This window comes from Martinezella sp. CNPSo 3964 (assembly GCF_057784375.1).
In genome coordinates this window covers 1,061,985-1,079,260 of record NZ_JBXSOW010000001.1, presented here as the reverse complement: position 1 = coordinate 1,079,260, position 17,276 = coordinate 1,061,985, and the positions used below count along the sequence as shown (strand labels likewise).

General features: G+C 59.8%; 21 protein-coding genes. 13 read left to right on the top strand and 8 right to left on the bottom strand.

Translation table 11 applies throughout. The features are described 5' to 3' along the window. Window positions 1–17: 17 nt before the first annotated feature. Complete coding sequence (locus AC13Q5_RS05315) at window positions 18–641, bottom strand: invasion associated locus B family protein (RefSeq protein ID WP_075855741.1); 624 nt, start codon at window positions 639–641, stop codon at window positions 18–20. A 340-nt stretch (window positions 642–981) separates the two neighbouring features. Between AC13Q5_RS05315 and coxB the strand changes: the two genes are divergently transcribed. The 6 genes from coxB (at window position 982) to AC13Q5_RS05285 (ending at window position 6,297) form a co-directional block, all read left to right on the top strand. Next, window positions 982–1,869 (top strand): cytochrome c oxidase subunit II, encoded by an 888-nt coding sequence (gene coxB / locus AC13Q5_RS05310; RefSeq protein ID WP_457879729.1) that lies wholly within the window; start codon window positions 982–984, stop codon window positions 1,867–1,869. Between the two features lie 15 nt (window positions 1,870–1,884). Then, on the top strand, window positions 1,885–3,579 hold the full coding sequence (gene ctaD, locus AC13Q5_RS05305) for a cytochrome c oxidase subunit I (protein WP_457879730.1): 1,695 nt from the start codon (window positions 1,885–1,887) through the stop codon (window positions 3,577–3,579). A gap of 59 nt (window positions 3,580–3,638) precedes the next feature. After that, complete coding sequence (locus AC13Q5_RS05300; RefSeq protein ID WP_457879731.1) at window positions 3,639–4,598, top strand: heme o synthase; 960 nt, start codon at window positions 3,639–3,641, stop codon at window positions 4,596–4,598. Beyond that, window positions 4,598–4,735: a hypothetical protein gene (locus AC13Q5_RS05295; protein ID WP_085999192.1), complete on the top strand. Its 138-nt coding sequence runs from the start codon at window positions 4,598–4,600 to the stop codon at window positions 4,733–4,735. Before AC13Q5_RS05300 ends, AC13Q5_RS05295 begins: the two co-directional genes overlap by 1 nt. Window positions 4,736–4,744: 9 nt before the next feature. Further along, on the top strand, window positions 4,745–5,356 hold the full coding sequence (locus AC13Q5_RS05290; protein WP_457879732.1) for a cytochrome c oxidase assembly protein: 612 nt from the start codon (window positions 4,745–4,747) through the stop codon (window positions 5,354–5,356). A gap of 62 nt (window positions 5,357–5,418) precedes the next feature. Beyond that, window positions 5,419–6,297, top strand: coding sequence for a cytochrome c oxidase subunit 3 (locus AC13Q5_RS05285; protein ID WP_457879733.1), 879 nt, complete (start codon window positions 5,419–5,421; stop codon window positions 6,295–6,297). A gap of 62 nt (window positions 6,298–6,359) precedes the next feature. On the opposite strand, the gene AC13Q5_RS05280 is transcribed toward AC13Q5_RS05285, so the two are convergent. After that, window positions 6,360–7,010 (bottom strand): chloramphenicol phosphotransferase CPT family protein, encoded by a 651-nt coding sequence (locus tag AC13Q5_RS05280; protein WP_075855739.1) that lies wholly within the window; start codon window positions 7,008–7,010, stop codon window positions 6,360–6,362. 151 nt (window positions 7,011–7,161) lie between these two features. Between AC13Q5_RS05280 and AC13Q5_RS05275 the strand changes: the two genes are divergently transcribed. The 5 genes from AC13Q5_RS05275 (at window position 7,162) to rnhA (ending at window position 11,114) form a co-directional block, all read left to right on the top strand. Beyond that, complete coding sequence (locus tag AC13Q5_RS05275) at window positions 7,162–7,581, top strand: DUF983 domain-containing protein (protein WP_075855535.1); 420 nt, start codon at window positions 7,162–7,164, stop codon at window positions 7,579–7,581. Beyond that, complete coding sequence (locus AC13Q5_RS05270) at window positions 7,574–8,335, top strand: SURF1 family protein (RefSeq protein WP_488501023.1); 762 nt, start codon at window positions 7,574–7,576, stop codon at window positions 8,333–8,335. The genes AC13Q5_RS05275 and AC13Q5_RS05270 overlap by 8 nt, the downstream gene beginning before the upstream one ends. Before the next feature lie 162 nt (window positions 8,336–8,497). After that, the gene (gene ispH / locus AC13Q5_RS05265) at window positions 8,498–9,505 is read left to right on the top strand and encodes a 4-hydroxy-3-methylbut-2-enyl diphosphate reductase (protein ID WP_075855533.1); all 1,008 of its coding nucleotides are present in this window, start codon (window positions 8,498–8,500) and stop codon (window positions 9,503–9,505) included. A gap of 206 nt (window positions 9,506–9,711) precedes the next feature. Continuing rightward, window positions 9,712–10,677: a homoserine kinase gene (locus AC13Q5_RS05260; protein WP_488501022.1), complete on the top strand. Its 966-nt coding sequence runs from the start codon at window positions 9,712–9,714 to the stop codon at window positions 10,675–10,677. After that, window positions 10,674–11,114, top strand: a complete 441-nt coding sequence (gene rnhA / locus AC13Q5_RS05255) for a ribonuclease HI (RefSeq protein WP_047627706.1) — start codon at window positions 10,674–10,676, stop codon at window positions 11,112–11,114. The genes AC13Q5_RS05260 and rnhA overlap by 4 nt, the downstream gene beginning before the upstream one ends. A gap of 46 nt (window positions 11,115–11,160) precedes the next feature. Here rnhA and AC13Q5_RS05250 read toward each other — a convergent pair whose 3' ends face one another. Together AC13Q5_RS05250 and AC13Q5_RS05245 are read right to left on the bottom strand one after the other, a co-directional pair. Then, window positions 11,161–12,051, bottom strand: coding sequence for a dihydrodipicolinate synthase family protein (locus AC13Q5_RS05250; protein WP_457879845.1), 891 nt, complete (start codon window positions 12,049–12,051; stop codon window positions 11,161–11,163). 193 nt (window positions 12,052–12,244) lie between these two features. Then, window positions 12,245–12,853, bottom strand: a complete 609-nt coding sequence (locus AC13Q5_RS05245) for a LysE/ArgO family amino acid transporter (protein ID WP_488501021.1) — start codon at window positions 12,851–12,853, stop codon at window positions 12,245–12,247. 100 nt (window positions 12,854–12,953) lie between these two features. On the opposite strand from AC13Q5_RS05245, the gene AC13Q5_RS05240 reads away from it, so the two are divergent. Then, window positions 12,954–13,853 (top strand): LysR family transcriptional regulator ArgP, encoded by a 900-nt coding sequence (locus AC13Q5_RS05240; protein ID WP_488501020.1) that lies wholly within the window; start codon window positions 12,954–12,956, stop codon window positions 13,851–13,853. A 125-nt stretch (window positions 13,854–13,978) separates the two neighbouring features. Next, window positions 13,979–14,287 (top strand): Dabb family protein, encoded by a 309-nt coding sequence (locus AC13Q5_RS05235; RefSeq protein WP_075855525.1) that lies wholly within the window; start codon window positions 13,979–13,981, stop codon window positions 14,285–14,287. 154 nt (window positions 14,288–14,441) lie between these two features. Here AC13Q5_RS05235 and AC13Q5_RS05230 read toward each other — a convergent pair whose 3' ends face one another. From AC13Q5_RS05230 to AC13Q5_RS05215, 4 genes are read right to left on the bottom strand one after another with little or no spacing between them, the layout of a single operon-like run. Further along, the gene (locus AC13Q5_RS05230; protein WP_488501019.1) at window positions 14,442–15,344 is read right to left on the bottom strand and encodes a metal ABC transporter solute-binding protein, Zn/Mn family; all 903 of its coding nucleotides are present in this window, start codon (window positions 15,342–15,344) and stop codon (window positions 14,442–14,444) included. A 19-nt stretch (window positions 15,345–15,363) separates the two neighbouring features. Next, the gene (locus AC13Q5_RS05225) at window positions 15,364–16,236 is read right to left on the bottom strand and encodes a metal ABC transporter permease (RefSeq protein ID WP_488501018.1); all 873 of its coding nucleotides are present in this window, start codon (window positions 16,234–16,236) and stop codon (window positions 15,364–15,366) included. After that, on the bottom strand, window positions 16,233–17,015 hold the full coding sequence (locus tag AC13Q5_RS05220; RefSeq protein WP_488501017.1) for a metal ABC transporter ATP-binding protein: 783 nt from the start codon (window positions 17,013–17,015) through the stop codon (window positions 16,233–16,235). The genes AC13Q5_RS05225 and AC13Q5_RS05220 overlap by 4 nt, the downstream gene beginning before the upstream one ends. Next, window positions 17,012–17,140, bottom strand: coding sequence for a hypothetical protein (locus tag AC13Q5_RS05215; RefSeq protein WP_488501016.1), 129 nt, complete (start codon window positions 17,138–17,140; stop codon window positions 17,012–17,014). The genes AC13Q5_RS05220 and AC13Q5_RS05215 overlap by 4 nt, the downstream gene beginning before the upstream one ends. Window positions 17,141–17,276 lie beyond the last annotated feature (136 nt).

Sequence of the window (17,276 nt, the reverse complement as noted above, 5' to 3'; positions counted from 1 at the left end):
GAGCAAGGCCCATCCGATCAGGGAAGGGCGTCATAGCCTTCCGCAAAGCCCTTCAAGTCCACAGGGATGCCGATGCCTTCTTCCGGCGACTGGAAGACGATGAAGGTTGCAGTCGCGCCGCTGCGCAGCGTCTTCAGCAATTCGTCTTCGAGCACGACTTCGGCATAGCAGCCATCGGAGAAGCAGCGCACGAAATAGGCGCGGCCGATATCCTTGCCGTCGATATTGAGGCCGAGCCCGTTCGGCAGCAGTACGCCGAGCGGCGCCAGTACGCGCAGGATTTTCGACTTGCGGTCGGCAGTCTTCAGCACGACGACGGAAAGACCGATTTCCGGACGATCCTCGGCGATCACGTTCTGCATCAGCGCGCATTGCTCGGCCGAAGCCCCGGCCGGCTTGTCGCAGACGACGGACCATGCGCCATGGCTGGAACGGACCGTACCCGGCGGTTGCGGAACCTGGCTTGTCGGAACCTGCTGCGTATGTGGCTGCGGCTGGCCTTGCTGCTGGGGTTGCAACTGTTGGGTCTGCTGCGCCGGCGGCTGAGTCTGCTGTGCCTGTTGCGCCCATACAGGTGTGGCGACTGCGGCAGCGATGCTGCCGGTAACAAGCAAAAGCCGGGCGAGGGAACGAAAACCCATGGAAACCTCTAGATTCGAATCAGTGCCGCTATTGTTGAAGCCCACGCTGGCAAATGAAAAGCCCCGGCTGCTGGATTCCAACCGACTACGGCGGAAATACGACGTCTACTCCATTTTGTCCCGGCGGCGCCATGGACCGCGATGCAATTTTTCGTATGATGATGAAATGCTTGCCATGTCCGGGACAAGCATGGGGGGATATTCGCGCAAAAATGCCGCACTAACAAATGTCTTGAGTTGTTGCGGAGCACCCCAAACTGTGGTTTGAAGCGCAATGGATTGTAGGGATACTGCGTTTGAGGAAGATCTGGGATCAAACGCTGGAGGGAGAGACATCGTGATGAAAAGAGCTTACGCGGCTCTGGCGGCTATGATCTGTCTGCTTTTTGCGACAGGTAGCTACGCCGATCAGCCGAGACCTTGGGAAACCGGTATGCAGCAGGCGGCAACCGGCAACATGCATCAAATCCGCTGGTTTGAGGCATACACGCTTTGGTTTATCATTCCGATCACGCTGCTTGTTCTGGTCCTCCTTGTGGTGGTCATGGTCAAGTTCCGGGCGTCTAAGAACCCGGTTCCGTCCAAGACGAGCCATAACACGCTGATCGAGGTCATCTGGACCATCGGACCGGTCCTCATTCTTCTCTTCCTGGCTATTCCTTCCTTCAATCTTCTCACCGACCAGCTGACGTTCCCAGAGAAGATAGACGTCACCGTCAAGGCGACGGCGACGCAGTGGCAGTGGAATTATGAGTATGAGGGCAGCGGCGCGACGCCGGTCGCCTTCGATTCCTTCATGCTGAAGGAGCAGGACCGCACTGCCGCCGGTAAGGACGACAAGTCGAAATATCCGCGGCTTCTCGCTGTCGACAATGAATTGGTCGTGCCTGTCGGCAAGAATGTGCGTGTCCTCGTCACCGCTGCGCCGACCGACGTCATTCATTCCTTCGCCATGCCCGCCTTCGGTGTCAGGATCGACGCCATTCCGGGCCGCCTGAACGAAACCTGGTTCAATGCCGACCGCGAAGGTCTCTATTACGGACAGTGTTCCGAGCTCTGCGGCAAGGATCACTCTTTCATGCCGATCGCCATCCGCGTCGTCTCCGATGATCAGTACAAGCAGTGGCTGGCCGCTGCGGCAACCGATGTCGGCAAGGCGAACAAGGCTCTGATGGCCGCCGTCGACCAACCGACGACCGTCAAGGTCGCCGAAAACACGGCGAAGTAAGAGGGGATAGGAACAATGGCTGGATCTACGGCACACGACGATCACTCGCACGATCTTCACGACGCTCACGCGCATGACGATCATCACGCTCATAAGCAATCTTTCGCCGACCGTTGGCTGTTTTCGACGAATCACAAGGACATCGGCACGCTCTATCTGATCTTCGCGATCTTTGCGGGCGTAATCGGCTTCCTCCTGTCGGTCGCCATCCGCATGGAATTGCAGGAGCCCGGCATCCAGATCTTCAGCGGTCTGGCGTCGATGGTCTACGGCTTTTCGGGTGATGCCGCCATCGATGGCGGCAAGCAGATGTACAACGTCTTCGTCACCGCTCACGCGCTGATCATGATCTTCTTCATGGTCATGCCGGCGATGATCGGCGGTTTTGCCAACTGGATGGTGCCGATCATGATCGGTGCGCCTGATATGGCCTTCCCGCGCCTGAACAACATTTCGTTCTGGCTTCTCGTCCCGGCCTTCCTGCTGCTCATCCTCTCCATGTTCGTTGAAGGCCCTGCTGGTGCCTATGGCGCGGGCGGCGGCTGGACGATGTATGCACCCCTGTCGGGCACGGTCGGCCATCCTGGCCCGGCGATCGATCTGGTGATCTTCGCGCTGCACATCGCAGGCGCGTCGTCGATCCTTGGCGCGATCAACTTCATCACGACCATCCTGAACATGCGCGCTCCTGGCATGACGCTGCACAAGATGCCGCTCTTTGCCTGGTCGGTTCTGATCACCGCGTTCCTGCTGCTGCTGTCGCTGCCGGTTCTGGCAGGCGCCATCACCATGCTGCTGACAGACCGCAATTTCGGCACGACGTTCTTCTCGCCGGAAGGCGGCGGCGATCCGCTGCTCTACCAGCACCTCTTCTGGTTCTTCGGCCATCCGGAAGTCTACATCCTGATCCTGCCCGGCTTCGGCATGATCAGCCACATCATCTCGACCTTCTCGCGCAAGCCGATCTTCGGCTATCTCGGCATGGCCTACGCCATGGTCGCGATCGGCGCTGTCGGCTTCGTCGTCTGGGCGCACCACATGTACGTGACCGGCCTCTCGCTCGATACGCAGCGCTACTTCGTGTTTGCGACGATGGTCATCGCTGTCCCGACAGGCGTGAAAATCTTCTCCTGGATCGCGACGATGTGGGGTGGCTCCATCGAGTTCCGCACGCCGATGATCTGGGCGCTCGGCTTCATCTTCCTGTTCACGCTCGGTGGTGTCACCGGCGTCCAGCTTGCCAATGCCGGTCTCGACCGCGAATTGCACGCGACCTATTTCGTGGTGGCACACTTCCATTACGTTCTGTCGCTCGGAGCCGTCTTCGCCATCTTCGCCGCCTGGTACTACTGGTTCCCGAAGATGACCGGCTACATGTACAATGAGCGGATCGGCAACTGGCACTTCTGGATCACCTTCATCGGTGTGAACATGGTGTTCTTCCCGCAGCACTTCCTAGGCCGTGCGGGCATGCCGCGCCGTTACATCGACTATCCGGATGCCTATGCCGGCTGGAACTTCGTTTCCTCCATCGGCTCCTATGTCGCAGCCGTAGGCCTTTGCTTCTTCTTCTGGGGCGTTATAGATGCATTCATGAAGAAGCGCGTTGCAGGCGATAATCCCTGGGGCGAGGGCGCGACCACGCTGGAATGGCAGCTGTCGTCGCCGCCGCCGCACCACCAGTGGGAAGAGCTGCCGCGCATCAAGTAGGCTCATTTCCGGACGCCGCGCCAAGCGGCGTCCGGCTCAACGGATAATTGGAAGAACGAATGACGGTCATCGACAATCACGAAGCGCTCGCGAAGCAAGCCGAAACCGGCTTGTCGGAAGCGAGTGCGCGCGATTATTTCGAGCTTCTGAAGCCGCGCGTGATGTCGCTGGTCGTCTTCACGGCCTTCACCGGCCTCGTGCTGGCGCCCGGTCACATCAATCCGGTCCTTGGCTTCATCGCCATCCTCTGCATTGCCGTCGGTGCTGGTGCATCCGGCGCCTTGAACATGTGGTATGACGCCGATATCGATGCCGTCATGAGCCGCACTGCGCGCCGGCCGATACCGTCTGGCCGCATCCGCCCGTCGGAAGCCCTGGCCTTCGGCCTTGTGCTGTCGGGCTTCTCGGTGACGATCCTCGGCCTGGCGATCAACTGGCTTTCCGCCGGCATTCTCGCCTTCACCATCTTTTTCTACGCCGTCGTCTACACGATGTGGCTGAAGCGCTCGACGCCGCAGAACATCGTCATCGGCGGTGCAGCCGGTGCATTTCCGCCCGTCATCGGCTGGGCGTGCGTGACCGGCACTGTGCCGGTCGAAAGCATCGTTCTGTTCCTCATCATCTTCCTCTGGACGCCGGCCCATTTCTGGGCGCTGGCGCTCTTCAAGATGGGTGATTACGAGGCCGTCGACGTGCCGATGCTGCCGAATGTCTCGGGCATTCCGACGACCAAGAATCAGATCGTCGTCTATGCAGTGCTCACAGCCATCGTCGGCGTCGTCCCGGCCTTCATGGGCTTTGCGAGCCTCGGCTATGGCGTCGTCGCCGCCGTGCTCGGCGCAATCTTCGTGCACTGTTCCATCGCCGTCTGGCGCATGGCCGATGGCGACGTGAAGATGGTGCCGGCAAAGAAACTCTTCGGCTTTTCCATTTTTTATCTCTTTGCGATCTTTTCCGCGCTGCTGATCGACCGGCTTGTTGCCGTGCTGATATCCGGCGGTGCTGGGGGCTGGCTATGATCGAACTCGTCAAGCTGACCGAAGCGCAGAAGAAATCGCGGCGAGGGCGCAACATTGCGCTTGGCCTTGTACTTGCCGGTCTGGTGGTCCTGTTCTACGCGATCACCATCATCAAGGTCGGTTCCGGACACGTTTGAGGAGGCGTCATGGAGGGGGAGGTTACAAAAGGCACGAGAAGCGGCACCCGCAACAACGGGATGATCGTTGCCATGTGCCTGAGCTTCGTCGTCGGCATGAGCGCCATGTGCGCCGCCGCCGTGCCGCTCTATCGCATGTTCTGCCAGGTGACGGGCTATAACGGCACCACGCAGCGCGTCGAGCAGGTCTCGAACGTCATCCTCGACAAGCAGATCCAGGTTTCCTTCGACGCCAATGTCGCGCCGGGCCTGCCATGGGATTTCAAGCCGCTGCAGAAATCGGTGAGCCCGAAGATCGGCGAGACGGTCGAGGTCAAGTTCCAGATCGAGAACAAGTCGGACAAGATGGAGCGCGGCCAGGCGATCTTCAACGTCACGCCGCTGGAAGCCGGGGTCTATTTCAACAAGGTCCAGTGCTTCTGCTTCAACGAGACGGATCTCGCGCCCGGCGAAAAGCGCGAGATGTCGGTGGTTTTCTACGTCGATCCCGAGATCACCAAGGCTGTGGAAACCAAGACGATCAACGCGCTGACACTGTCCTATACATACTACCCACGGGAAGGCGCAAAGCCCGTGGCATCCAACGACGCCGCAGTGCAGCCGGTGGAAAAGAAACTTTGATGGAGAGTGCTTTTCGGTTTGACCGAAAGCAATATGGGAAAAATTATTCGGGGATTGCTGATATGGCCGAGGCGCATCAGAGAAAACACGACTATCACATTATCGATCCCAGCCCGTGGCCGATCATTGCGGCCTTTGGGGCCTTCGTGATCACCTTCGGCGGTGTCTGCTTCATGCGCTACCTGAACGGCGGCACGCTGCATCTGCTCGGGCTCAATTTCGCACAGCCCTGGCTGTTCTTCATCGGCCTCGCTGTGATCCTCTACGTCATGTACGGCTGGTGGGCAGACACGATCAAGGAAGCGCATGGGGGCGCGCATACCCGCGTCGTCTCGCTGCATCTGCGCTACGGCATGATCATGTTCATCGCCTCCGAGGTGATGTTCTTCGTCGCCTGGTTCTGGGCCTATTTCGATGTGAGCCTGTTCCCGAACGAGGCCATCCAGGCATCGCGCACGGCCTTCCTTGGCGGCCAGTTCCCGCCGAAGGGCCTTGAGGTTCTCGATCCCTGGCACCTGCCGATCTACAACACCATCATCCTGCTTCTGTCAGGAACCACGGTCACCTGGGCGCACCACGCGTTGCTGCATGGCGACCGCAAGGGTCTGATTCAGGGCCTGACCCTGACAGTGCTGCTCGGTGCGCTGTTCTCCTGCGTTCAGGCCTATGAGTATGCGCATGCACCCTTCGCGTTCAAAAACTCGATTTATGGTGCGACCTTCTTCATGGCGACAGGCTTCCATGGCTTCCACGTGCTGATCGGAACGATCTTCCTGCTGGTCTGCCTCGTCCGCGCCATCCGGGGCGATTTCACGCCGAAGCAGCATTTCGGCTTCGAGGCAGCGGCCTGGTACTGGCACTTCGTCGACGTCGTCTGGCTGTTCCTGTTCTTCTGCATCTACATCTGGGGCAGCTGGGGCGCGCCAGTTGCGGCCGGCTGATCGGTATCGATCTTTGGAAAACAAAAGGCGGGCGCTCAGCGTCCGCCTTTTGTTTTGTGTGCTCAATCCCCTGAGATAATTCTCTCGAACGCAGTGGGATGGGCCGGGCCTCTGGCAAACAATTGCCGGATTTCCTCGGCGCAAGCCTTGGGGCTTTTCACCGACGTATCGACTTCCAGATCGTAGATGCCAGGCTGATGAACATGATCCTGCCAGGCTATAACAGGCGCAGGGATGGGCATGTCGCGTTCGACAGCAACATAGGTGCCCCGTCGCTCCGGCCCTTCCGCCAGCCGCCGCTGCATCACGATATCGAGCGGGCAGCGCACGCCGACGAACAAGACCGGCAACCCGGTCAGCAGCTGGGCACAATCGGCAAGGATGCCGAGCGATTGCGAATAGCTGTCGTGATGACCAAACTCGGCGACCACATTCAACCCCATACGGCTATGTGCGGCGATCGAGGCATAGAGTGCGGCATAAAAGCGCGTAACAAGCGGTTCGAGATCGGGCCGCTCGCCGCCGGGGCGCAAGCCGATACCCGGACGGTAACGGGGAGGCGTGATATGTCGCACATAGGCGTCGACACCAAGATTGACCCACACGCCCTCGAAATCAGCCTGTATCGCCTCGACGATGCTGCTCTTTCCGGACCGCGGCGCACCGTTGAGAATGACGATCTGGCCAAGTGGCCGGTCTTTGCTGAGGATCATGAATCCAATTCCTTCCGCATGCATTCCAGACTAACGACATGGGTATCCAAGCTTTTCGATTGGACGGATGCGCACATCGCGGTTACTGATAATGACAGGGGCGAGATCAATAGGTTCGCCCGCAAATGGCAAGACCGATCGAGACAGAACTTTGAGCTCAGAGCAAGACAAGACGCCGGACGAGGCATCCCATAGCGACAGCGCTCTCTTTGCGCCAGTCGATCCGTTCAAGGTCGGCATCCAGGGATGTTGCCCCCGTTGCGGCCAAGGCAAGCTCTTCAATGGATTATTGTCGCTGAAGCCGCGCTGTGCCGCCTGCAATCTGGATTATGACTTCGCCGACGCCGGCGACGGCCCGGCTGTTTTCGTCATCCTGATCGTCGGCTTCATCGTCATCGGCCTGGTTCTGTGGATGCAGATCAATTATGCGCCGCCGGTGTGGGTCTATATCGTGCTGTTTGCGCCGCTGACGATCATCCTTTCGCTTCTGTCCTTGCGTTGGTGCAAGGGCATCCTGATCGCTCTGCAATATCGCAACAATGCCGCTGAAGGGCGCGTCCATCGTGACTGAGTCCGCGGTGCCCGTCCGTCGCGCCAATCCTCTGTGGCAGATCGGCAAGGCGCTGCTCCTGCTTGTTGCGTTCGTTATCCTGGTCGGGCTCGGCACCTGGCAGGTCGAGCGGCTTCAATGGAAGGAAGGCTTGCTGGCTGACATCGCCGCCCGCAAGGATGCACCGGCCGTGCCGGTGTCGGCGATCGAGACTATGGCGGCATCCGGTGGCGACATCGAATATCGCGTTATCGCGGCCAAAGGCCATTACCTCAATGACAAGGAACGGCATTTCCTTGCGACCTATGACGGCGATCCCGGCTATCACATCTACACGCCGCTGCAGCTCGATGATGGCCGCTACATCTTCGTCAACAGAGGCTTCGTGCCCACTGAGGCAAAGGACCCCGAGAAGCGCCAGCAGGGTGAATTGACCGGGGAGCAGACGGTTACCGGACTTGCCCGTGCCAAACTAATCGACAGGCCCGACGGCATGCCGGACAACGATCTCGGCAAGAATATCTTCTTCTGGAAGGATCTGGACGTCATGGCGTCCAGCGTCGGCCTGCCGAAGGACAAGGTGCTGCCTTTCTTCATCGATGCCGACAAGACGCCCAATCCGGCGGGCCTTCCCATTGGCGGTGTCACCATCATCGATCTGCCGAACAACCACCTGCAATATGCGGTGACCTGGTATGGGCTGGCGGTGGCATTGGCTGCCATCGTTGCGATCTCCTGGTGGCGCAAACGCCATCCGGACGCGCCTTCACAATAGAGACATGCAATAGAATAGCTTCATTTCGATGGAATATTCGGCTAGAGCATGATCCCAAAAAGTGCGCAGTGGTTTTTCGATAAAATCATGCGGACTCAATGGAGCAGGCGGCAGCGCAGCCCTATCTATGGCTGAGCCACTGTCGCGCATTTCGGAAGAGACATGAACATAGCCGTTTCCAAACCTGACCTGACCATCCGGCTCTGCGGGCCGCGCGGCTTCTGTGCCGGCGTCGACCGCGCCATCCAGATCGTCGTTTTGGCGCTGAAGGCCTATGGCGCGCCGGTTTATGTCCGCCACGAAATCGTGCACAATCGCTATGTCGTCGAGGGGCTGGAGGCCAAGGGCGCCATCTTCGTCGAGGAACTGGATGAAATCCCGGCCGAACATCGCGCCCAGCCCGTCGTCTTCTCCGCCCACGGCGTGCCGAAATCCGTGCCGGCCGATGCCGATGCGCGCAATCTCTTCTATCTCGACGCCACCTGTCCGCTGGTCTCCAAGGTGCACAAGCAGGCCATGCGCCACAATCGCCTCGGCCGCCATGTCGTCCTGATCGGCCACGCCGGCCACCCGGAAGTGATCGGCACCATGGGCCAGCTGCCCGAGGGTACCGTGTCGCTGATCGAGACGGTGGAGGATGCCGACGTCTACGAGCCGGTCGATCCCGACAATCTCGGTTTCGTCACGCAGACGACGCTCTCGGTTGACGATACCGCCGGCGTCATTGCAAGGTTGCAGGAGCGCTTCCCCAATCTCACGGCGCCGGCGGCTGACTCGATCTGCTATGCCACCACCAACCGCCAGGAAGTGGTGAAGGAAGCAGCTCCCGGCTGCGATCTTTTCATCGTCGTCGGTGCTCCGAATTCGTCCAACTCCAAGCGCCTCGTCGAAGTAGCGCTCCGGGCAGGGGCGAAGAAATCCGTTCTCGTCCAGCGCGCCTCGGAGATCGACTGGGACAATATCGGCGATATCGAGACGGTCGGCCTCTCGGCAGGTGCATCTGCGCCAGAAGTCATCGTCAACGAGATCATCGAAGCGTTCCGCGCCCGCTATAATGCCGTGGTGGAACTCGCTGAAACTGTGAAGGAAACCGAGAATTTCCTCGTCAATCGCGAGCTTCGCAGTATAGAGCTGACGACGGCGGATATGGCGTTCGTCAACGGAGAATAAGAGGGCCACCTCGTCCTTCGAGGCCTTGCCGCCTGCGCTCACGCTGCATCGGCAAAGCACCTCAGGATGAGGTGGAGTGAGTTTCGCCGCAAGACGCCTAGATTAGCCCTCATGGTGAGGAGGCCCCGCTGAGCTCGCCGAAGGGGGCCGTCTCGAACCACGAGGGCGGGTGGTTACGGCGCATGCATGTATCAAGGGAATAATTCGTGGCCGTTTATACCGATATTACCGAAGACGATTTGAAGTGGTTCCTGACCGAATATGATGTCGGCGAGTTGCTCTCCTACAAGGGCATTGCCGAAGGCGTCGAGAATTCGAACTTCCTGCTGCATACGAGCCGCGATCCGCTGATCCTGACGCTTTATGAAAAGCGTGTCGACAAGGGCGATCTGCCGTTCTTCCTGGGGTTGATGCAGCATCTGGCAAGCCGTGGTTTGTCCTGCCCGCTGCCCTTGCCGCGCCGCGACGGCGCCTTGCTCGGTCATCTCTCCGGCCGTCCGGCCGCCCTGATCTCGTTCCTCGAGGGCATGTGGCTGCGCAAGCCGGAGGCGCATCATTGCCGCGAAGTCGGCAAGGCTCTGGCCGCCATGCACATCGCCGGTGAGGGTTTTGACATCCGACGTCCGAACGCCTTGTCGCTTGCTGGCTGGCAGACGCTTTGGGAAAAGTCCGAGGCGCGTGCCGACGAAGTCGAGGCTGGCCTGCAGGATGAGATCCGCAGCGAGCTCGATTTCCTCGGAAAACATTGGCCGAAGGATCTGCCCGAGGGTGTCATCCATGCTGATCTTTTCCCGGACAATGTCTTCTTCTTGGGTGACACGCTGTCCGGCCTGATCGACTTCTATTTCGCCTGCAACGATCAGCTCGCCTACGACGTCGCGATCTGCCTCAATGCCTGGTGTTTCGAGAAGGATCACGCCTACAACATCACCAAGGGCATGGCACTGCTCGAAGGCTATCAGAGCGAGCGGCCGCTGAGTGCAGCCGAAATCGCCGCATTGCCAACGCTTGCGCGCGGCTCGGCGCTGCGCTTCTTCCTGACCCGCCTCTACGATTGGCTGACGACGCCGGCCGGCGCGATGGTCACCAAGAAGGACCCGATCGAATATCTGCGCAAGCTGCGCTTCCACCGCCAGATCGCCTCCGCTGCCGAATACGGGCTGAAGGTATGAAGCACGTCGATATCTTTACCGACGGCGCCTGTTCCGGCAATCCCGGTCCCGGCGGCTGGGGCGCGGTGCTTCGTTACGGCGAGGTGGAAAAGGAACTCTCCGGCGGCGAGGCCGATACGACCAACAACCGCATGGAGCTGATGGCGGCGATCTCGGCGCTGTCGGCCCTGAAGAGCCCGTGTGAAGTCGATCTCTACACCGACAGCGTCTACGTCAAGGACGGCATCACCAAGTGGATTTTTGGCTGGAAGAAAAACGGCTGGAAGACCGCGGACAAGAAGCCGGTGAAGAATGCCGAACTGTGGCAGGCGCTGGACGAAGCCTATAACAGGCACAAGGTGACGCTGCACTGGGTGAAGGGCCATGCCGGCCATCCGGAGAACGAGCGGGCCGATGAGCTGGCGCGCAAGGGCATGGAGCCTTTCAAGAAGAAGTAGATTCGCTTGCGACAAGGCAGAGGTTGCTGCGTCGCGTGGGACGCGATCACATCAGAATGTGATCAAGCGCGCTTTTCACGCGCGGCCTTTCGGCTGCGGGCAATGGCAAGATCGGGCGAGGTGGATCGACCCTGCAAAGATCGAGCGCTTCCGCAATCGCATACATCACACGGAAGCTGCCGAACTCCTTGAACAGGCTCCAGAGCGGCTGAAACTTCTGATCGAGCCGTTCGGCTTCGGCGGTGTCGCCGGCTTGGGCCGCCCTTGTGAGCGCCAGCGCTTCGGCGGGTAGCAGGCCCGCGACGACGCTGTACCAGGCGTCGGAGCCGGCCAGCAACCCGGCTGCCGCTCCCCAATCGCCGCTGTAGCCAATGGAGAAGCCCTTAGGCGTTTCCGTGCGCAAAAGTGCTATTTCCCCCTTGAAATCGCTTCCTTGCGGCAGAGGCATCTTCACCGCCGCGATATTTGCCACTCTCGCTAACCGCGCAATCAGCGCGTGGCTGAATGTGAATTTCGTCGTGCCGGGATTGTTGTAGATGCAGAGCGGCAGGTCGCCGGCCTCCGCGACGGCAGCGAAGTGCTGGTAAACCTCTTCCTCCAGGAGCGGCGTATAGGACATGGGAGCCAGCAGTAGTCCATCTGCACCGGCCGCCTTGGCGTCACGCGCCAATGCCTGTGCCTCGTCGGTTCGCAGCGCTCCAACCCCGACGATGACCGGGATTTTGCCGCCGACGCTGGCTGTTGCCGCTTGGACGGCACGTCGGCGCTCGTCGCGTGAAAGAAAAGCGTAGCCGCCCGTGCTGCCGAGCAACCCGATGGAATCTGCGCCGGCATGACGGATGCGCTCGAGCAGGCGCGTGAGCGCTGCAATGTCCACGTGCCCGGAAGCGTCGGCCGGGGTAATTGGAAAAGCCGAAAGACCGGTAAAGAGCGTCACGATTGTCTTCCTTCTCTGTTAGGCTCCGGATAATGGCGAGGATCGAAAGCCGGCTGTCCCGAAAAGCAGGGGCCGAATTCGCCTATGGCTAACATCGCGCGACCGCCGATGATAGCCATATGCCTTCAATCCGAGCATCGGATGTTTTCAAGGTGATTCATGCCAATTCCCGCCCGGGAATATGCCGCAAAAATCATACCCCACTCAGCAGCTTGGTGGCGATCATCCACATGGTAAGGGCGATAAGCGTTTCCAGAATGCGCCAGGAGGAGGGTTTCGCGAAGATCGGCCTCAGCCACCTCGCACCGAAGCCGAGTGAAAAGAAGAACAGGAAAGAGCCCGTCATGGCACCCGCTGCAAATGAGACCTCGTGTCCCGGAAACCGGGTCGAGATCGTGCCAAGCAGCGCGACCGTGTCGAGATAGACATGCGGGTTGAGCCAGGTGAGCGCCAGACACATGGCAAGCGTCTGCCGAAAGCTCGACGATTTCGCCTCTCCGGCAGCCAGCACCGCGGACGAACGAAGGGCGGAATAGAGGCTCTTGGCCCCATACCAGATGAGGAAGGCAGCTCCCGCATAGCGCATCACCGGATCGAGCCAGGGTAGCAGGGCGGAAATCTGGCGGAAGCTTGTCACCCCGAGGACGATGAGCGCAGCATCCGAGAGCGCACATGCAAGGCAGACTGCGAACACATGCTCGTTGCGAAGACCCTGACGCAAGACGAAAGCGTTTTGCGCACCGATCGCGACAATCAGGCTGAGCCCCATCATCAGGCCCGTCACATAGATCGAAAAATTCATGCTTGCCGGAATGCTCCAAAACCAATGAGCATTTCTGGTATCGACATAAGCGGATTTAGGCTAATTAATGTTGCTAATCTCGATTAAGAAAAACTAATCCATGCTCGATTATTCCGCTCTCCGTGCCGTCTCTACGGTTGTCCAGACAGGTAGCTTCGAAAAAGCGGCGGCCATTCTCAACGTCACGCCCTCGGCCGTCTCGCAGCGGGTGAAGCAGCTCGAAGAACGCCTCGGCATCGTCCTGATCGTCAGGGGCAGCCCCTGCACCGCGACGGAGAAGGGTGAATGGCTCTGCCGTCATATGGAGAATGTCGGCATGCTCGAAGACGAGCTGTTCGGCCGTCTGCCGGCGCTGGTCGATCCCGGCGAGCCCAAGCAAAGGGTCACGCTTCACATTGCCACCAATGCCGACAGTCTCGGGACATGGTTCGTGGATGCCATGTCTGGTTTTGCCAAGCGCTCTCCTTATCTGCTGAATATCGCCATCGACGACCAGGATCATACCGCCGAATGGCTGCAGCGTGGGCGGGTGATTGCAGCCGTCACCGGCCTGGAAAAGCCGATCCAGGGTTGCCGGCGCATATCTCTCGGCTCGCTTCGCTACCATGCGACGGCGAGCCCCGATTTCATCGCACGGCATTTTGCACACGGCGTGACCCCGGAAGCGATCATGAATGCGCCGGCCTTGACCTTCAATCAGAAGGACAGGCTTCAAAGCCGGTGGATACGCCAGACATTCGGAGAGGACTTCGCCCATCCGAGCCACTGGCTGCCTTCGACACAAGGGTTTGTCGATGCCAGCCTTTCAGGCATGGGGTGGGGGATGAACCCTATCCAGCTGGTTCGGGAGCATCTGGAGACCGGGCGCCTGGTCGAGCTGATCCCCGGTACGCCGTTGGACATTCCATTATATTGGCAAGTGAACCGTCTCGCGGCCGATCGACTGGGTGAATTGACACGCGAGATCACCGCGACAGCCAAATACTATCTGTCAACGTGAGCTATGCTTCGAGCCGAACACGTTGCCATTCGCCCCGCAATCTGGAATGCAATGTTCGCGAATCGGTGCCTTGCCCCGCTGCCCTTTCCCTCTATGCTGCTCCCGATTTCCAGGGAGGCTAACTTATGATCCTGCATTGCGTTTTCCTTCGGCTCAAATCCGCCATGACACAGGACGAGAAGAGAGCTCTCTTCGACTCGGTGGTCGCACTGCAGAAGGTCATTCCCGGCATTGTCGATGTGAAACACGGGCCGAATGTCTCGCCGGAGGGCCTGCATGGTGGCTTCGCCGATGGATTTGTCGTCACCTTCGAGAGTGCTGAGGCGCGCGATGCCTATCTGGTGCATCCAGATCATGTTGCCGTCGGCGAGCGGATCGTTTCTTCCACGGACGGCGGTCTGGCTGGCCTGATGGTATTCGACTTCAATCTCTAGAGCCATTCCAGGAAAAGTGCGCAGCGGTTTTCCGTCCGGAATTGCGTGAAAACAAAGAGATAGAGCGGTTCAGAGATTCTGTGAAAAGCTGAACCGCTCTAATGACTGCCAGGAGCCGGTCGCAGAGGGTATATCCGCGACCGGCTCCGGTCGATTAGCTCGACTTGGCCATAGCTGCGGAAAGCTGGTCAACGTTATAACGGAACATTTTTTCGTAAGTCGAAGCCGGTCCGTTGGACTTGGAGAGGGCCTCGACATAGAGCTCGCCGCCGGGCTCGGCGCCGGTTGCCTTCGCGACCTGCTTGACGAGGCGCGGATCGTTCGAGTTTTCGAAGAAATAGGTCTTCACATGCTCGGTCTTGATCTGCTCGATCAGCTTGGCGACATCGGCAGCCGATGCTTCCGTTTCCGTGGAGACGCCGAGTGGTGACAGGAAGCTGACCTTGTATTCGCGGCCGAAATAGCCGAAGGCGTCGTGGCTTGTCAGCACCTTGCGGCGATCATCCGGGATCTTGTCGAACTTGCTGTGCGCATAGGTGTCGAGTTCGGTCAGGACCTTCGTATAGCGTTCGGCATTGGCCTTGAAGTCGGCGGCATCGGCCGGATCGGCAGCGGACAGGGCTTTCTCGATGTTGGCAACCCAGATCTTCACATTGACCGGGCTGTTCCAGACATGCGGGTCGGTGACCGTCTTGCCATCGTCGACCATGGTGCGGGTATTGATACCCTCGGAGGCGACGATCGGCGTTCCTTTGTAGCCGGAGGCGCTGATGAGGCGGTCCATCCAGCCTTCGAGACCCTCGCCGCTGACGAAGACGACCTTGGCGGCGTTCAGCGTCTTGGCATCTGCCGGGGACGGCTCGAATTCATGGGGGTCGCCGTTCGGGCCGACGAGGCTCGATACCTTCACATGATCGCCGCCGACATGCTTGACGACATCGGCAAGCACGGTGAAGGACGCGACGACGTTGAGCGTCTCGGCGGAGGCTGGTGCAGCGACGCCAAAGGCGACGAAGGCCGTTGCTGCCGCAGAGAGAAGCAGTCTCTTTTTGTTCATGCGAGTCTCCTTGTTCGGATTAGCCCCGGAGATGGGGACGGGGGAAGAACCGCCGGGCAAGGCCCGAGGGTGCGAAAAGAATGGAGAAACCGTAGATCAGGCTGGCCGTGATGATGATGGTCGGGCCTGAGGCGAATTCGAGATGGTAGGAGGCGATGAGACCGATATAGCCTGAAGCCGTCGCCGTACCGGTGGCGATTGCCATCATGGCGGGCAGGCTGCGCGACCAGAGCTGCGCCACAGCCGTCGGCAGCATCATCAGGCCGACGGCCATCAAGGTACCAAGCGCCTGGAAGCTTGCCACCAGATTGAGTACGACGAGCAGCAGGAACAGGAAGTGATAGAGCGGCCCGCGCCCGCCGACGGCGCGCAGGAAACCCGGATCGAAGCATTCCATGACGAGCGGCCGGTAGATGATGGCGAGCGCAAGCAGCGTCACCGTGGTGATCGCACCGATCTGGTAGAGGGCAGGCGCATCGATTGCGAGAATGGTGCCGAAGAGCACATGCAGCAGATCGATGTTGGAGCCGCGCAACGACACGATGAGAACGCCGAGCGCCAGCGAGGTCAGGTAGAAGCTGGCAAAGCTCGCATCCTCCTGCAGCACGGTCGTGCGGCTGACGAGGCCGGAAAGCAGCGCCACCGAAAGGCCGGCAATGAGGCCGCCAAGCCCCATCGCGGTCAGCGACAGCGAACCAGCGATAAGATAGCCAATGGCAGCGCCGGGCAGAACTGCATGGCTCATGGCATCGCCCATCAGGCTCATGCGCCTGAGCATCAGGAAGACGCCGATTGATCCCGAGCCGAGGCCGAGGCAGACACAGGCGATCAGCGCGCGCCGCATGAAACCATAATCCGCAAAGGGCGCGAGGAAGATATCGTAGACGGTCATTCGGCCGGCTCCCGCTTCGCGAGGCCGTCTTCATCATGCTGTTCTTCCGGCAGGCATGTCTCGGCCTCCTCATCCCAGCGCTCGGCCATGGCGCGCGCTTTGATGAGATTGGCGGGGCTCATGATATCCTGCGTCTTGCCCCACCCCACGAGTTCGCGAGCGACAAGCAGCGTTTCGGGGAAATAGCTGCGTACTTGCTCGAAATCGTGCAGGACGGCGATGACCGTGCGTCCCTCCCGGTTCCATCGCAGCACGAGGTCAAGCAGGTCGCGCGTCGTGCGCTGGTCGATGGCGGTGAAAGGTTCGTCGAGCAGGATGACGCGGGCGTCCTGCAGTAGCAACCTTGCGAAGAGCACGCGCTGGAACTGCCCGGCCGAAAGCGCGCCGATATGCCTGTTCTCGAAGCCGGAGAGGCCGACGATGGAAAGCGCCTCGCGTGCCCGCTCGCCGTCCTCGCGCGAAAACCGGCCGAAGGCGCCGGCATTTTTCCAGACGCCGAGCATGACCGTGTCGGCGACGGAAATCGGAAAGCGTCTGACGATATCGGCTGCTTGCGGCAGATAGCCGAAATCGTTGCGCGTCAGCACGCCACGATCGATCGATCCTTCGGCTGGCCGCAATTCGCCGACGATCGCCTTGAGCAGCGTGGACTTGCCGGCACCATTCGGCCCCGCAATTGCCGTCAGACTGCCGGCGGCAAAGCCGCCCGAGATATGATGCACGGCCGGATGACGCTCATAGGTGACGGTGAGATTGTTGAGGCGGACGATATCGCTCATGCCAGCGCCACCGCCCAGCCGATCGCCGCCCAGAGTATCGCTATGCCAATGGCCACATAGGCAAGGCGCATCAGAGCCGAGCGCCCCATGAGGGACGACGCAAAGGGATCACGGTCAAAGGGCATTCCGGGGCTTTCAATTATGTAATAACATTACATGTAGTAGCCGATGAAATGCGGCGAAAAAGAGGCGGATAATGCGTTGCCGGGAATTTGCGGTGAACAAGGCTGGAATATTTAGCGGTAACATCGCTGGCACCTT

Excerpts from the sequence above, each read along its gene's own strand:
- AC13Q5_RS05315 (WP_075855741.1), bottom strand. The coding sequence starts at position 641 with ATGGGTTTTCGTTCCCTCGCCCGGCTTTTGCTTGTTACCGGCAGCATC.
- coxB (WP_457879729.1), top strand. The coding sequence starts at position 982 with ATGAAAAGAGCTTACGCGGCTCTGGCGGCTATGATCTGTCTGCTTTTT.
- ctaD (WP_457879730.1), top strand. The coding sequence starts at position 1,885 with ATGGCTGGATCTACGGCACACGACGATCACTCGCACGATCTTCACGAC.
- AC13Q5_RS05300 (WP_457879731.1), top strand. The coding sequence starts at position 3,639 with ATGACGGTCATCGACAATCACGAAGCGCTCGCGAAGCAAGCCGAAACC.
- AC13Q5_RS05290 (WP_457879732.1), top strand. The coding sequence starts at position 4,745 with ATGGAGGGGGAGGTTACAAAAGGCACGAGAAGCGGCACCCGCAACAAC.
- AC13Q5_RS05285 (WP_457879733.1), top strand. The coding sequence starts at position 5,419 with ATGGCCGAGGCGCATCAGAGAAAACACGACTATCACATTATCGATCCC.
- AC13Q5_RS05280 (WP_075855739.1), bottom strand. The coding sequence starts at position 7,010 with ATGATCCTCAGCAAAGACCGGCCACTTGGCCAGATCGTCATTCTCAAC.
- ispH (WP_075855533.1), top strand. The coding sequence starts at position 8,498 with ATGAACATAGCCGTTTCCAAACCTGACCTGACCATCCGGCTCTGCGGG.
- rnhA (WP_047627706.1), top strand. The coding sequence starts at position 10,674 with ATGAAGCACGTCGATATCTTTACCGACGGCGCCTGTTCCGGCAATCCC.
- AC13Q5_RS05245 (WP_488501021.1), bottom strand. The coding sequence starts at position 12,853 with ATGAATTTTTCGATCTATGTGACGGGCCTGATGATGGGGCTCAGCCTG.
- AC13Q5_RS05240 (WP_488501020.1), top strand. The coding sequence starts at position 12,954 with ATGCTCGATTATTCCGCTCTCCGTGCCGTCTCTACGGTTGTCCAGACA.
- AC13Q5_RS05235 (WP_075855525.1), top strand. The coding sequence starts at position 13,979 with ATGATCCTGCATTGCGTTTTCCTTCGGCTCAAATCCGCCATGACACAG.
- AC13Q5_RS05230 (WP_488501019.1), bottom strand. The coding sequence starts at position 15,344 with ATGAACAAAAAGAGACTGCTTCTCTCTGCGGCAGCAACGGCCTTCGTC.
- AC13Q5_RS05225 (WP_488501018.1), bottom strand. The coding sequence starts at position 16,236 with ATGACCGTCTACGATATCTTCCTCGCGCCCTTTGCGGATTATGGTTTC.
- AC13Q5_RS05220 (WP_488501017.1), bottom strand. The coding sequence starts at position 17,015 with ATGAGCGATATCGTCCGCCTCAACAATCTCACCGTCACCTATGAGCGT.
- AC13Q5_RS05215 (WP_488501016.1), bottom strand. The coding sequence starts at position 17,140 with ATGCCCTTTGACCGTGATCCCTTTGCGTCGTCCCTCATGGGGCGCTCG.